The sequence below is a fragment of the Insulibacter thermoxylanivorax genome, from assembly GCF_015472005.1.
Classification (GTDB): Bacteria; Bacillota; Bacilli; order Paenibacillales; family DA-C8; genus Insulibacter; species Insulibacter thermoxylanivorax.
In genome coordinates, this window is the sequence record NZ_BMAQ01000057.1 from 1 (window position 1) to 16,030 (window position 16,030).

The following is a 16,030-nucleotide window of genomic DNA, read 5'->3' on the forward strand; positions in this document are numbered from 1 at the left end:
TTGCGCAGTTAGCCGACGTTCGCTTTATCGCTTTGACGCTTCTTCATCCCATCTCCAATCGTCGATCGGATGAATCCGCACCGGCTTAAGAATGATTTTTGTTCAGTTTTCAAAGAGCTTCCTCATCGCATGAATTGCTTTCTTCTGACATCATCGCAGCCAACTTCTTTTCAGCGGCGACAAGAACTAATAATATCAGGTTCAAGAATAGTTTTCAACTGGTTTATTATGGATTACCCATCATATGCTTATGTAATGTAAAAATTCGATTCCTTATTTATAATCCTGAGGACCATCACTTCAACTTTATGCTTTGCAGCAAGTCACACTTTGAATATTGGCTATGTGGAGTTTATCCGTGAAGCTTGAGTCTGCGTTACGTCAACTTACGTTATGTTGTCTATCCGAACATCCGGCTGATCGCCATGCCATGACTTCTTCCATTGTTCGATTAGCGGGACAGCGGTATGATATACTTTTCGTTACTCAGTGTTATGAGCAGGTGATGACGCAATGAGAGGCATGAGGTTTTCATTATTACGCAGACCCCGAAGACTGACGCTGATGATCCCTTTTGCATATTTTTTGGTCGTTTTGATCACCGTGACCTTCAGCTCCGTCATCCTTCACCGGGCCGCGTGGCACTCAGCACAAAAGCAAGTCAATGAAGCCGCATTACAAACCGTATCCTCCATAGAAACCAACGTCCATATGTTGGTCGACAATGTCAACAACTACTCGAAGATCATCATTTCGGATGCCAATCTGCAGGGTTTGCTCCGAGAAGGCAATCTGTATGCCAACCTGGACATCCAGTCCAGAATCAAGCGGGATTTGCACCATATTATGCAAACGTTTCCGATCATTGACTCGATTTTTATTTTTGACCAGTCCGGCCATGGTTTCTCCTTAGGATCGCAGTACACGCCTGCGTTCATCGAGTCAAATGTGGAACATGCACCATGGTACGATGAAGCCGTTGAGCGCAACGGAGCTTATCTGCTGCGTTTAAACGGAAGCGGCGTCTTTGCCAGCGAAGCAGAAGGAAATTTCGTCTCCTTTATCCGAATGATTCGAGATCTGGATGATACGACTCCCTTGGGCATTCTGGTGATCAACATTCCTGAGAGCGCTTTTGCTGATGCCTATTCCAATCTCGCCAATCACAACGGCCAACAATTCGCCATCCTGGATGAACAGCATCGCTTGATCACGGCCAAGGCAGCAGAAGGCGGCCAGTCCGCCGTCATTGATCATCTGACGAAGAAAATCATTGAGCTGAAGCAATCCGAATTCAGCCGGCAATTATCGGGCTTCTTCCCCTTGTCTTTTGAATCCAGATCGTACACCGTTTCATGGAAAGTTGACGATGCTTTCGGCTGGACATTTTTTAATGTGACACCCAATCAATCCCTATATTCTGAAAATATGTCTCTTGTATTGCGCACGCTCGTCCTGCTTGTCATCAACGGAGTCGTGTTTTACATCAGTTCATTCATCATTTCCAGACACGTGCTAAACCCGATCAAACAATTGCTTAGGGCAATGAAAAGCACGAAGAGCAACAAATTGGTCAAGCTTGAAACTATTCCCAACAACGAAGAATTCGGACAGCTGTTCATTGGATACAACCGGATGATCGATCAGATCAATCAGTTGCTGAAACGGATCATCGATGAGCAGAACACGATCCGTAAAGCGGAACTCAGTGCGCTGCAGGCACAGATCAAACCGCATTTCCTGTATAACACCCTGGATTCCATTACATCGCTTGCCATGATGGGACAAAACGATCAGGTCATCGAGATGCTGGAAGCGCTGGGCAGTTATTATCGATTAAGCGTCAGCAAAGGACGCGAGTTGATCACCGTTGAAGAGGAAATCTCCATGGTACGCAATTACTTGCTGATCCAGAAAGTGCGCTATCGCGATCTTTTTGATGTGGAATATGAAGTGGACGAGAATTGCTTGCAAGTGCCGATCCTTAAGCTGGTCTTACAGCCCCTGGTCGAAAATTCGCTGTATCACGGGATCAGAAACATGGGAAGCAAAGGCACCATCCGAATCAGCGCCCGCCTCGCTGATGGATGGCTGCACTTATCCGTCAGCGACGACGGCGTCGGCATGACTGCCGAGCAGATCCAGCAGATAACAGCGATGGAAAACAAGGGCGAGAAGAGCAGTTTCGGCCTGAAAGGAACGATGGAAAGACTGCGGATCTACTATAACGGCAAAAACGAATTTATCATCAACAGCGAACCGGGCAAAGGAACAACGATTACCATACGGATTCCTGCAGGAGATGAGAACACATGGAGAAATTGAAGATCTTGATTGTCGATGATGAGTATTTGATCCGAAATCTGATCCGCATGTGCCTCGATTGGGAGAAACACGGCTTTACCATTATCGGTGAAGCATCGAGCGCCCTGGAGGCGCTGGACTTGCTCGAAGAGCTGGAGCCGGATATCATCTTCACGGATATTTCCATGCCGCACATGGACGGCATTACCTTCAGCAGCAAGGTACTCAACCTGTATCCCTATACCAAAATCGTCATCATCACGGGCTATGATGAATTTGATTATGCACAAAGGAGCATTAAGCTGGGCATATCTGATTTTATCCTCAAACCGATCCGCGCCGCTGAACTGTTGGATGTGATGAACAAGTTAAAACACCAGATCGAAGAGGAAAGGGCACGGGATGAACAGTTAGAGGCGCTGCGCAAGGAACTGGAACGAAATCTGCCGGTGCTGAGGGAAAAATTCGTCGCCAGCTGGTTAGAAGGGAATATTGCCAAGGATGAGCTGAGGGACAAATGCCGTTACTACAACATGCCCTCAGTCATCCGTGAGGGAAACGTGCAAGCCGCTGTCATAGAAGTCGCCCTTTCTGCAAAAGATAAAACAGAAGAACAACTCCTGCTAAAGGAGATGCAGTGCAAAAACCGAACAGAAGCTTTCTTCGAACATGATGAGCGGATCATGGTAGTGTCCGATGCCAAAAACCGCATCGTGATACTGGCCATGAATCGAGCCGAAAACTTGGTGAATGATTGCGAACGGCTGATCACGGTGTTGACCAAAGCCTTCGATTGCGAGGTCAATATCGGTGTCGGGCGGCTGCACGAATCATTGGAAGACGTACCCGAATCCTATTGGGAAGCCTGTCGTGCCCTCCGCTACAAAGTGTTCACCGGCAAAAACCAGGTCATCTACTATGACGACGTGGTCGCGAGCAGGGGACAGCAGTATCGTTCCAATCCGGACTTACTGCAGCAGCTGCATTTTTATATCAGTGCAGGTGCTGCTGATCAAGCCATGAAGATCCTGCATCAGATATTCGATATCTCCTTCTCCGATGCGTCGCAGATCCGTCTGGCAATCATGGATGTGGTCACCCATTGCATCCATGCAGCCATCGAACAGCAGATCGACGGCGAACACGTCTTCAAGAAGGATACGCTGACGGCCATCCTGTCTGCCGACGATCTTCCGGAAGCCATGAGACAGATCGAGGGCTATGTACGCCACTTAGCAGAGCAGATCGATGCCAAAAGCCGGGGCGACAAACAAGACCTGGTCAGCCAAGTGAAGGCGTATATCGAGGACAACTTGGGAGACCCCGACCTAAAGCTGCAATCCGTAGCAGAGCTTTTCTATGTCAGTCCAGGTCATCTCAGCCGTCTCATGAAGCAGGAAACCGGACAATCCTTTGTGACCTATTTGACGAACCAGCGGATGAAAAAAGCCGCTGCCTTGCTTCGGGAAACGGATCTAAGGGGATACCAGATCGGTGAACAGGTCGGCGTTCCCGATCCCCACTATTTCAGCCATGTGTTCAAGAAGAACACCGGCATGTCCATCAGTGAATACCGGGAACGGTTTGCCCCCAAGAAAGGTGATCAGGTTGAAGAACAGGATGTTTGAATTTTGAAACTTCATGCTTGAATATTGCATGGGATTCAAATCAGGAGCATCTTACAATGGGCATGAAAGCACATACAAGAAAGGGGTAGCAACTAAAGATGAAAGCGTTATTCAAAAAATCCATGATCGCAGTGTTGTCCTTCGTCCTGCTCATCAGCCTTGCCGCTTGTGGAAGCGGTTCAAAATCCAAGAGCAACAATGCAGGCGACGGAACGGCGGGCGGAAATGAAACCAAAACCATCGAATTGACACTCTGGGATCAGTCCGTCGGTAATACAGACCCATCCGCCAAACTGATTCCGGAAATCGTGGAAACCTGGAACAAAGAGAACCCTCACATCCAGGTGAAGCGCACAGGTACATCAGGTGAACAATACAAGACCAAGATCAAAACCGCTATCGCAGCCAATGAAGCACCGGATATTTTCTACGGCATGGGCGGCGGGAGCTTCATGCAGCCGTACATCGAAAACGGCGATGTCCTCGACATTACGGATTACGTAACAGAAGATGTGAAGGCAAGAATTAAGCCGGGCGTCATCGAAACGCTGGAACACAACGGAAGGCTCTTTACACTTCCGGTTTATACGCACATCGCTAACCTGTACATCAACACAGAATTGTTTGAAAAAGCAGGAGCAGAAATTCCTACTACTTATACAGAACTGCTGGAAGCTGTTGCGAAGCTCCGCGCTGCAGGCATAACGCCGGCTGTTCTCGGCGAGAAAGACCGCTGGCCGGGCATGTATTGGTACAACATCATCGCGATGCGTCAAGCTGGTCATGATGCAGTAGTTGAAGCGTTCCATGATCCGTCCAAATGGAACTCCCCGGACTTCGTGGAAGCGGCTCGTAAGATGCAAGAGCTGGTCAAGGCCGGTCTGTTTAACGACAGCATGTTCAGCATGAGCTATGATGAGATGCTCGGCGCATTCAACGCGGGCAACGGCGCTATGATGTTCCAAGCTAACTGGGTAAATGCCGGTATTGAGGATCCATCCTCGGCCACGAAGGGTAAAGTTGTCGTCGTTCCGTTCCCGGTATTTGAAGACGGTAAAGGAACGGTAAATGAATTCTTCGGCGGGTCTTCAGACGGATACTACATCAGCAGCAGCACCAAGCATCCGGATGAAGCTTATCAATTCCTGCTGTATCTGAGTGAACAACTTGGTACGCGCGGATTCCTCATGGGAGCAGGCCTGCCGACTTGGAACACAGACGGTCTTGATACCTCCAGCCTCTCTCATCTGGATCTGACCTTTGCTGAGCTGATGGATACGGCAGAATCGTTCATCCCATGGTGGGATAACATCTTCCCGGCAACATCGGCTGAAACACACAAAAACCTGGTTGCACAACTGCTGGCAGGCGACCTTACTCCTGAACAATTCGCTGAAGAGATGTCCAAGTTAGAACCTACAGAATTGAACCTGCAATGATCATAAGCGCACGGTCGATGCAGCAGGGGAACGATCTCCCCTGCTGCATCCTCCCGCATCTAACGCTTGGAGGGAGCTTGCTGTATGGATAAAGTATTTTCAAACAAAAGGGACATCGCGATATTCGTCGGTCCGACCCTTTTGCTTTTTTTTGGGATTGTATTGATTCCGATTTTCGTATCTAGTTATTACAGCCTGCTGGAATGGAACGGCGTTACGAAACCGACATTCATCGGCCTGGACAACTACGTTGAGATGTTCACCGACTCGCGGGCGCTGAATTCGATGAAAAACTCTTTGCTCTATGCCGGTGCATCGGTCTTCATCCAATTGCCCATCTCGCTTCTGCTTGCTTTAATCCTCGCATCAGGGATTAAGGGAGAAGGGTTCTACCGCACGGTATACTTCATTCCGGTTCTGTTATCCACCGTTGTGATCGCACAGCTCTGGTCGAAGATCTACAATGCCGACTACGGGATGCTCAACACCTTGCTGACCAATATCGGACTTCCCCATTTGGCGCAGGATTGGCTTGGACAACGGGAAACCGCCTTGGCTGCTTCGTTCATCCCAACCTTGTGGCAATATGTTGGGTACCACATGCTCTTGATGTATGCAGGAGCCAAGTCGGTCTCGCCGGAACTCATCGAAGCGGCTAAGATCGACGGTGCATCTACCATTCGGACGGCCTTCTCCATCGTCATTCCGCTGATGAAACCGATTCTTAAAGTCAGCTTAGTGTTCTCTGTCATCGGTGCACTCAAGATCTTCGATCTGATCTATGTATTGACCGGCGGCGGACCGTTCTTTACAACCGAGGTTCCGAGCACTTTGATGTACACGACGATCTTCGATACGTACCGGTACGGTTACGGAAGTGCTTTGTCCGTCTTTATCATCTTAGAGTGCTTGCTTTTCACGGTTATCATCAACAAATTTTTCAAAACGGACTATTGAGGAGTGAGAAGAATGGAAGCAGCAATCTCGGGACAACCTCGGAAATCCAAGCTGTTCTACAGGATCGGCATGATCCTGCTGCAAGCGATGCTCGTCCTCTTCGCTGTCGTGCAGATCTATCCGCTCATCTGGCTGGCCTTCTTTTCACTGAAGGATAACAGCGAGATTTTCAGCGGGGATGTCTTGGGACCGCCCAAACAATTTCTATGGAGCAACTATACCAAGGCTCTCTCCGACGGAAATGTGCTGACTTATTTTATAAACAGCGTGTGGGTCACCGCAGTTACGATCTTCCTCGTATTGCTCCTCTCCTCCATGTCCGCTTATGCTATCACCCGGATGAAATGGAGATTTAGCAATGCGACGATGACGCTCATCTTGCTTGGCATGATGGTGCCGATCCACGCCGCGCTGCTGCCGCTCTTCATGGTGCTTAGAAATCTGAAACTGCTGAACACCCATTGGGCGCTTATCATCCCATACGTAGCATTCGGGCTCCCGCTCGCGATATTTATTCTCGCCAGCTTCTTCAAAGGTGTTCCCCGCGAGATGGAAGAATCAGCCGTAATGGATGGATGCGGTATATACCGGACGTTCTTCTTCATCGTATTGCCGCTTGTTCGTCCGGCGCTGGTGACTGTGGCGATCTTTACCTTCCTGTCCTCGTGGAACGAGCTGATGTTTGCCGTCACCTTCATCAATGACACCATCTATCAGACGTTGACGGTCGGGATCATGTCCATGGTCGGAACCTATATTACCCAATGGGGTATCATCGGGGCAGGTTTGATGATCTCTACGATTCCTACGATCATCATCTATTTGCTCCTCAACAAACAAGTGCAGGAAAGTATGATCGCAGGAGCCGTCAAAGGCTGAGCAGCAGGGACAAGGACATAACACGCATACACTGGACTCCGTTCATGACGGGGTCCTTTTTTTGTAATGCTGACTCACAATTAAATACGCCTGCATACGCCATCAAAAAAGCGCCCATCCCAATACCAGCTCTCAACACCGGTACCGAGACAGACGCTTGAGCACATTTGGTTCCTATACCCATTCGCCCGTCACTTCAGCCTCAACTTCGCTAGGAAGGTTTCTTCGTCCAATACCGTCACGCCCAGTTCCTGCGCCTTCTTCAGCTTGCTGCCTGCTTTCTCGCCGGCGATGACGAAATCCGTCTTCTTCGAGACGCTTCCCGCCACCTTCGCTCCCGCCTGCTCGAGGAGCTTCGCGGCTTCCCCCCGCGTCATCTTCTGCAGCGTGCCTGTCAGCACGACGTTCTTGCCGCTGAATTCGCTGACTATGGCTGTCTCCCCCGCGAGCTCCGGTTCCTCGAACTGGGGTGAAACCCCCGCTGCCAGCATCCGATCGATGCTTTCCTTGACACGCGGATCGGCAAAGAACGAGATGATGCTCTCGGCGACGATCTGACCGACGTCAGGAATCTGCAGCAGCTCCTCGACGGTGGCTTGGCGGACCGCCTCCAAACTCTTGAAGTGCTCGGCCAAAGACCTCGTCGTGGTGATTCCCGTATTCGGAATGCCAAGCGCAAAGAGGAAGGACGCAAGATCGCACTGCTTGCTCTTCTCAATCGCATCGAGCAGTTTCTGCGCTTTCCGCTCACCAAACCGCTCCAAGCGGATAAGATCCTCGAACTTCAGATCATAGAGATCTGCCGGATCCCTAACGTCCAGCTCGGTGAAGAGTTGATCAGCGGTCATGATGCTTAAGGACTCGATGTCCATCGCATTGCGCGAAGCGAAGTGGGTCAGACGGGCGACCATCTGCGGCTTGCAGCCGAGGCTGTTCTCGCAGAACAAGTGCGCGCCGCGCTGCACTAGTTTCGAGCCGCAGGCCGGGCACTCTTCGGGGTACTGAATCTCTTCCCCGTCCTTCTCATCGGTCACCTTGCCCAGGATCTCCGGGATCACATCGTTCGAACGGCGAATGTAGACTTCTGCGCCCAGCGCATGCTTCACATTCTTCCGTTCGATATCGCCGATGTTGTTGAGCGTGCACCGCTGTACTGTCACGCCGCCGATCTCAACGGGCTCAACAATCGCTACAGGCGTAATCTTGCCTGTACGTCCGACCTCCCACGTCACATCGCGCAGGATCGTCGTCACTTCTTCTGCTTCAAATTTATAAGCGATCGCCCAGCGCGGGAACTTCTCCGTATAGCCCAGCACTTCGCGCGTCCGCAGATCCGTCAGCTTGATCACCGCGCCGTCGATCAGATAATCCAGCTCATGGCGCCGTGCTTTGATCGCTTCGAGCTCCGCCTTCACTTCGTCCATCGTCTGCACGAAGGCGATATACGGATTGACTTTGAAGCGATTATCCTTAAGGAACTGCACCATCTCCTGATGGGTCGCGAACAGCTGGCGATCGGAATAACCGACATTGTAGATAAAAGCATCCAGCTTCCGCTCCGCTGTCACCGCCGGGTTTAGGTTGCGCAAGGCGCCGGCTGCGGCATTGCGTGCATTTTTGAGCGGTTCTGTTGCCGTTTTGTTATATTGTTCAAGCACGGACAGATACATGATCCCCTCGCCCTGCACCTCGATGATCCCGTCGCGGTAAGGGATCGTCAGCGGGATGGAGCGGATCGTCTTCACCTGGGCCAGGATGCCTTCGCCTGTGATCCCGTTGCCCCGCGTTGCCGCTTGCACGAGCACCCCATGATCATAGGTCAGGTTGATCGTGAGGCCGTCATATTTTAACTCCACAGAGAACGTCGGCTCGGGAAGCGGATCTTCTGGATGTTCCCGATTGTATTCATGGATCAGCCGGGTCACCCGTTGGTACCATGCCTCCAGATCGTCATCCGTCTGCGCCTTGTCCAGACTCCACAGGCGGGCGAGGTGCCGATGCTCCTCGAAGCCCTCCAAGATCTCCCCGCCGACGCGTTGCGTTGGCGACTCAGGCAGGATGACGCCGGTTTCCCGCTCCAGACGAACCAGTTCGTCATACAGCTGATCATATTCCGCATCGCTGATCTCCGGCTGGTCTAATGTGTAATATAGATAATTGTGGTGATTCAGCTCATCCACCAGTTGCTTCATGCGATCCATAGGCGAAGCCATCTCACTAAGCCTCCTTTGTTCAAACACGCCCTACGCCTTCGTAATCGGCGCGAATCGGGCCAGCAGCTTCTTGATCCCCGTCGGAGCAGGGAACGCGATCTGCAGTTCCTGATCATCTCCGCTGCCCTTCACCGAGACGACGGTGCCGATGCCCCATTTCTTATGGGAGACCTTGTCCCCCGTCTTCCACTCCACGGATCCGCCGCCTCCATCCCCGCCGGACTGGTTAGCAGCGCCGCCGATCACGCGTCCCGCACCATAGGTGGAACGGGAAGCAGCGCGCCGGCCGTTGGACGACCGCTGCGCCGCACCGCTGCTGCTCCAGCTTGAGCCGGCATCCGGCTCATCGACGGCATCCCAGTCATCCATCCATCGGCTCCCGCTGTAGCGGCTGACCCCGCCATAACCTCCGGAGCGGCCATAGCCGCTTGCTCCGCCATAGCCGGCCCTGCCATAACCGCCTGCGCCTCCGTAACCATAGCCGCCATCAGCATCTCCGCCGACCACTTCCGTGATCTCCTCCGGAATCTCTTGCAGGAAGCGCGACGGCATATTCAGATTTGTCCGACCGAACAAGGTGCGCATCCTGGCGCAGGACAGCACCAATTTCTCTTCTGCCCGCGTTATCGCAACATAGGCGAGGCGGCGTTCCTCCTCCAATTCTTCCGGATCGTTCAACGCCCGGCTGTGCGGGAACACCCCTTCCTCCATGCCGATTACGAACACATAAGGGAACTCCAAGCCCTTCGCGCTGTGCATCGTCATAAGCGTCACTCGGTCCTCGGGGTCCTCCGGGTTCTCATCGGCCAGCGTATCAATATCGGCGATCAGCGCCAGATCCGTCAGGAAGGCGAGCAGGGATTTATCTTCATTCTTCTCTTCATAATCCTGCGTTACCGACAGGAACTCATCGATATTCTCAACCCGTGTGCGCGATTCGATCGTATTCTCCTGTGCGAGCTGCGCCCGATACCCGGTCCTCTCCAGCAGCTGCTCCGTCAGCTCCGTTACCGGCAGGTAATCCGCCATCTGCCGAAGCTGATCGATAAGCTGTTTGAAATCATACAGCGCATTCTTCTGTCTGGTGCCGATCTCGATCGCATCCAGCTCGTCCAAACTCGCGAAGAGCGAGAGGCCTCTGCCGGCTGCATAAGCGGTCAGCACATCCAAAGTGGCTTGTCCGATCCCCCGCTTCGGTTCGTTGACGATCCGCAGGAAGCTGATATCGTCGTCCGTGTTCGAGACAAGCCGCAAGTAGGCGAGCAGATCCTTGATCTCCTTCCGCTCGTAGAAGCGGATGCCGCCGACGATCTGATACGGGATATTGGATTTGAGGAAGATTTCCTCGATCACCCGGGACTGGGCGTTCGTGCGGTACAGGATGGCATGATCCCGGTAGGAGCGGCCGTCGCGGATATGCTGCTGAATCTCGCTGACGATGTGATAGCCCTCCGCATGCTCCGAATCGGCATAGTAGATCTTGATCTTGCTGCCGTCGCCCCGATCCGTCCACAGGTTCTTCGGCTTGCGTCCGGTATTGCGGGAGATCACTTCATTGGCCGCTTTCAGGATAAAGCCCGTTGAGCGGTAGTTCTGCTCCAGCATAATCGTCTTCGCTTCCGGATAGTCCTTCTCGAAGTTTAAGATATTGGAGATATCCGCTCCGCGCCAGCGGTAGATCGACTGGTCGCTGTCGCCGACAACGCACAGGTTGCGGTGCGCCGCCGCCAGATATTTGCACAACATATACTGCGCATGGTTCGTGTCCTGATATTCATCCACATGAATATAGCGGAACTTCTTCTGATAGTAATCCAGCACTTCCGGCTCTTGCTTGAACAACTCGATCGTCTTCATGATCAAGTCATCGAAGTCCAGGGCATGGTTGCTGCGCAATTTCCGTTCATAGAGCTGGTAGACTTGGGCGGTGATTTTCTTAAAATGATCAAAACCCGCGCTGTCCGCATACTTCGCCGCATCGATCAGTTCGTTCTTCGCACTGCTGATCATCGACAGGATCGCACGCGGTTCGTAGATCTTCGGATCGAGGTTCAGCTCCTTCAGGCAGGCGCGGATCACCGACAGCTGATCGTCTGCATCGAGGATCGTAAAGGCAGACTTATATCCGATGCGCTCGATATCCCGCCTCAAGATGCGCACGCACATGCTGTGGAAGGTGGATACCCAGATATCGTGCCCCTCGGCGCCGACCAGCTTGGTCACCCGCTCCTGCATCTCCCTTGCCGCCTTATTGGTGAACGTAATGGCGAGGATCGCCCAGGGCGGAGCCTTGCGCGTCGCGATCAGATAAGCGATGCGATGCGTCAGCACCCGCGTCTTGCCGCTTCCTGCCCCGGCCATGATCAAGAGCGGGCCTTCCGTCGTCTGCACAGCTTCGCGCTGACGATCATTCAATTGCTGGATGACTTCTTCAATATCAATAGATGGGCTCATCGCTATACTCCTTTAGTACCTAAGATCATTCCGCACCTAAGAACATTCCGCTAACGGTCAACCACCGTTTCCAAAGCACGCTCGATATCCTCATAGATGATATTGCCGACGACGATCGTATCCGCCGCAGCCAGCGCTTGCCGCGCCCGCTCCGCGGAATCGATCCCGCCGCCGTAGAAAAGCTGTGACTCCTCAAGGGTGTCCCGCACCTCGCGCACCAGATCCATATCGCCGAACTTCCCGCTGTACTCCAAGTAGCAGACGGGTAAGCGGAACAACTTCTCTGACAAGTTCGCACAGGCGATCACATCTTGCCGGCCCAGATTCGCATCGGCTTGGGTCAGCCTGGCTACCGTTGAATCTTCATTTAATACGACGTATCCTTCCGGGACCAGGGACTCCCAAGGGAGCATCTTGCCGAACTGTTTGAGCGCTTCCCGGTGGCGGCCGGTGATCCACTGCCCCTGTCTGGAATTCAGCACCACGGGGATCAGATAGAGATCGAAGCCCGGCACAACCGCTTCTATCGTCGAGATCTCGCTCACGCAGGGCAGCTCATACCGCCTGACCCGCGCTAGGAGATCGATGGTGTTGTCGAAGGTCACTCCGGTGGAGCCGCCGACGACGATCGCATCCGTACCGGATGTACAGATGCGGTCGAGATGCTCGTCCGAGATCTCCTTATCCGGATCTAACTTAAACACATGCCGCCAATGGCGAATATCTTCATGCATCCTTTCACACCTGCTTTCCCTTCACTCCGGCGCCTGGGATTCCTGCGGCACCGGCTGATTCGGACATCGTCCCTAAGGACCTTCCATCAAAAATAGTCTAAACCTTCTACCCTATCATAGCAAACGAAACATATGTTCGACAACACGCACAAAACAAGGAGCCGACGGCCAACTTACGGCGCTCATCGACTCCCTGTCATCTTCTCGTCCCCTCATGGCCTCTCAGCGGCTTCCTCTTCCGTTGATGTATAGGAAGAGGTGCCGGCCGTCGCAGCCGTACTTGCAGCACGATCGCTCGAAGTCCCCTCAGGATGCCCGAATTCTTGGTTAAATCCGAAGGTTCCCGGCTGATGGGCCTGCAGTTCGGTCGGATCGTCAGCTGCCGCTTCATCATATAAGGACTCTGTTCGTCTCCGTTCCTTGGACGGATCGCCGGACGGTTCAGCGGCAGTTGGCCTATGTACTTGACTATATTGACCGTAAGTGTTCACCATGTCCTGCACCCTCTGTGCAGACTGCATTGACGCAGGCGGATCATCCCTGTGATGCATGGGATATGCCGGCTGCTGGAACCGCTGAGGCTGCTGATATTGCTGAGCTTGTCCGGTATAACCTCCGGTTTGACCGACACTTAGTCCATAGGAAGAAGGCATCGTACCCCACATCGTGCCCCAGGCTGCGCTCGGACCTTGTCCCGCTTCATATCGCAGCTGATGGTGCACATAGGCATGGAGTTCATTGCCTTCCTGTTGGCTGTGAAGGATGCACTGTCGAACATCCTCCTGCCGGGCCGGCTGCGGCCGTGCGATCATCCCCAGCTCGATCATGCTGCGAAGCAGCGTATCATGATGCTGGCAAGTCCGCTCAACCAGGCCTTGGAAGAATCTTCGCACCTCCGGATGATGGGCTTCCAGCGCCGCCGCTGCATATTCCTGAGCAGCCCGCTTCAGCTCCGCCATGACGAGCAGCAGGAGCTGGCGATCCCCGGACTCTGCCGCCAGCGTCTGCCGCTGCTGGTGATGCACATCATTCGTCATCTATTCCGCTCCTCTCATACTTCTAGTTATCTAATGAAGAAATCCCGTCTGCTGCTTCATCACCATCATCCCCTGATCGAAGAGCTGCAGACGCTCTCTGGCCATGCTGCTGAGCGCTTGGCGGAGACCGGGATGATGGATCTGATTGGCGCCGCCGGCACACAGTTTCGCCAGCAAGCCCTCGTTATGCAAAACTTGCTCAAGCAGCGTGAATTCTCGGATCGTCATCCCCTGCATCCCATGGAATCCAAGCGGCTGATGGTAGTTGGTCTGCACGCGCAGCGACCTCCTATTCCTGTAGTCCACCCTATTGTTTCCAAATGGGAGCAGGATTATTTCCGCTTCGCTGTTGCTGCTGATTCCTCTGATCCAGAGTGATTTTATGTATTGTTAATCGGTCGTGCGCATGCTAATATGATGGTAATAAAATTTGAAGGCAATGTTACCGCAAGGTACAACCTCGGAGCGATTGAAGCGATTCGTTCTGAAGTTGTACCTTTTTTTATATTTCTATCATTATCTATTCCATGGGAGGGATCCGTATGAATCTGGAAGCTATCTTCCATCGCACCGGGGACAACTGGTGTTACATGTACGATCGGGATACCGTACATATCCGCATTCGTACGAAACGGGGGGATATGGAGCGCGTCGATGTCTATGCCGGGGACAAATATGATTTTGAACAAACTCTGCAGCGCATTCCGATGACCGTCTTCGCCTCCGATGCTCTGTTCGACTATTGGCAAGCAGAAGTGACGACGCCGCATCGCCGCTTGCAATATTACTTCGGCTTCACCTCCGGCGGCCGGACGATCTATATGACCGAAGCCGGGTTTATGAATGAACCGCCTTCCGGGGTGACGGGCGTCTTCGAATATCCGTTCCTCCATGAGTCGGATATGCTCGATCCGCCGGAGTGGGTCAAACACGCTGTCTTCTATCAGATCTTCCCGGAGCGTTTCGCCAACGGCGATCCGTCCAACGATCCCGAGAACGTCGAACCCTGGGGCGGGACGCCTCAGCCGCATAATTTCTTCGGCGGCGACCTGCAGGGCGTGATCGACCATCTTGACTATCTGGAAGAGCTCGGTGTAAACGCTGTCTACTTCACTCCGATCTTCGAAGCGACGACGAACCACAAATATGACACCAGCGACTACAAGCGGGTCGATCCGCACTTCGGCGATACGGAGACCTTGCAGACGCTTGTGAAAGAAGCCCATAAACGGGGAATTCGCGTCTTGCTGGATGCGGTCTTTAACCACAGCGGCGGCCAGTTCCCACCGTTCTTGGATGTACTGGAGAAAGGCGAGCAATCCCCTTATAAGGATTGGTTCCATATCCTCGACGATCCGCCGCGAGTTGTAGACGGACGGCCAACCTACCGCGCCTTCGCCTTCGAACCGCATATGCCGAAGCTGAACACGCAGCATCCGGAAGTCAAGACCTACCTCCTCGACGTGGCGAAGTATTGGATCGAAGAAGTCGGGATCGACGGGTGGCGCCTCGATGTGGCCAACGAAGTGGATCATCAATTCTGGCGTGAATTTCGGCAGACGGTCAAGACCGTACGCCCCGATGCCTATATCCTAGGCGAGATCTGGCATGATTCGATGCGCTGGCTGCGCGGCGATCAGTTCGATGCAGTGATGAACTACCCCTTCACCTATGCGGTGCTGGACTACTTCGCCCATCGCACGATCAATGCCGAACAGTTCAGCCATCGCATCTATGCCCAGTTAGCGGCCTATCCGCAGCAGGTGCATGAAGCTGCCTTCAACCTGCTCGACAGCCATGACACGCCGCGTCTGCTGACGCTTATGAACGGCAATAAGCGGCGCATGAAGCTGGCCGTCCTCTTCCAGCTCACCTTCCTCGGCACCCCGTGCATCTATTACGGCGACGAGATCGGACTGGACGGCGGCGCGGATCCGGACTGCCGCAAGTGCATGGTGTGGGACCGTGAGAAACAGGATCGGGAACTGTTCGATTTCTACCGTGCTGCGATTCGCCTGCGCAAGAGCAGCGCGGCGCTGCGCACGGGCAGCTTCCGCTTCCTTAAGGCGGATGCAGCAAGCGATGTGATCCTGTATGAGCGCAGCGACGGCGAGGATCAGTTCATCATCGCTCTGAATAACTCGGAGCAAGCAGCAGAGGTTACACTGCCTGCTCCGCTGTCCGAGCTCACCCCGGTGCTGACATCGGCGTCAGGTACTGCGGAGCATGCTGCGGTGCAAACTTCTGAGGAACATGCTGCCGAGCAAACTTCTGAGCAGACAAGTGCTGAGGGGACTGTCCAGTTGGAGCCGTACGGGTATATCATTTGGAAGCGACAATAACTGAACAGTGATGGTTGTCTCTCACATCGTTCCTAGGATCGAA

General features: G+C 53.1%; 11 protein-coding genes. 6 read left to right on the top strand and 5 right to left on the bottom strand.

Annotated elements, in window-relative coordinates; genetic code table 11:
• Positions 1-603: 603 nt before the first annotated feature.
• From PRECH8_RS14195 to PRECH8_RS14215, 5 genes are all read left to right on the top strand, one after another.
• Complete coding sequence (locus PRECH8_RS14195) at positions 604-2,325, top strand: cache domain-containing sensor histidine kinase (RefSeq protein ID WP_242457600.1); 1,722 nt, start codon at positions 604-606, stop codon at positions 2,323-2,325.
• Entirely contained in the window at positions 2,313-3,932 is a 1,620-nt protein-coding gene (locus PRECH8_RS14200) for a response regulator transcription factor (protein WP_200967744.1), read from the top strand. The genes PRECH8_RS14195 and PRECH8_RS14200 overlap by 13 nt, the downstream gene beginning before the upstream one ends.
• Positions 3,933-4,030: 98 nt before the next feature.
• Complete coding sequence (locus tag PRECH8_RS14205; protein WP_200967745.1) at positions 4,031-5,371, top strand: extracellular solute-binding protein; 1,341 nt, start codon at positions 4,031-4,033, stop codon at positions 5,369-5,371.
• Between the two features lie 84 nt (positions 5,372-5,455).
• Positions 5,456-6,328 (top strand): carbohydrate ABC transporter permease, encoded by an 873-nt coding sequence (locus PRECH8_RS14210; protein ID WP_200967746.1) that lies wholly within the window; start codon positions 5,456-5,458, stop codon positions 6,326-6,328.
• Positions 6,329-6,340: 12 nt separating this feature from the next.
• Positions 6,341-7,207: a carbohydrate ABC transporter permease gene (locus tag PRECH8_RS14215; protein WP_200967747.1), complete on the top strand. Its 867-nt coding sequence runs from the start codon at positions 6,341-6,343 to the stop codon at positions 7,205-7,207.
• Positions 7,208-7,398: 191 nt separating this feature from the next.
• Here the strand turns inward: PRECH8_RS14215 and ligA are convergent, their stop codons facing one another.
• The 5 genes from ligA to PRECH8_RS14240 form a co-directional block, all read right to left on the bottom strand.
• Complete coding sequence (ligA, locus tag PRECH8_RS14220) at positions 7,399-9,420, bottom strand: NAD-dependent DNA ligase LigA (protein ID WP_242457599.1); 2,022 nt, start codon at positions 9,418-9,420, stop codon at positions 7,399-7,401.
• Positions 9,421-9,450: 30 nt separating this feature from the next.
• On the bottom strand, positions 9,451-11,874 hold the full coding sequence (pcrA, locus tag PRECH8_RS14225; RefSeq protein ID WP_200967748.1) for a DNA helicase PcrA: 2,424 nt from the start codon (positions 11,872-11,874) through the stop codon (positions 9,451-9,453).
• 50 nt (positions 11,875-11,924) lie between these two features.
• The gene (pcrB, locus tag PRECH8_RS14230) at positions 11,925-12,608 is read right to left on the bottom strand and encodes a heptaprenylglyceryl phosphate synthase (RefSeq protein ID WP_200967749.1); all 684 of its coding nucleotides are present in this window, start codon (positions 12,606-12,608) and stop codon (positions 11,925-11,927) included.
• Between the two features lie 212 nt (positions 12,609-12,820).
• Positions 12,821-13,645 carry a spore coat protein gene (locus tag PRECH8_RS14235; RefSeq protein ID WP_200967750.1) on the bottom strand — a complete coding sequence of 275 codons (825 nt, stop codon included), beginning with the start codon at positions 13,643-13,645 and terminating at the stop codon, positions 12,821-12,823.
• A gap of 30 nt (positions 13,646-13,675) precedes the next feature.
• Positions 13,676-13,921 (bottom strand): hypothetical protein, encoded by a 246-nt coding sequence (locus tag PRECH8_RS14240; protein ID WP_200967751.1) that lies wholly within the window; start codon positions 13,919-13,921, stop codon positions 13,676-13,678.
• Between the two features lie 266 nt (positions 13,922-14,187).
• On the opposite strand from PRECH8_RS14240, the gene PRECH8_RS14245 reads away from it, so the two are divergent.
• Positions 14,188-15,987, top strand: a complete 1,800-nt coding sequence (locus PRECH8_RS14245; RefSeq protein WP_200967752.1) for an alpha-glycosidase — start codon at positions 14,188-14,190, stop codon at positions 15,985-15,987.
• Positions 15,988-16,030 lie beyond the last annotated feature (43 nt).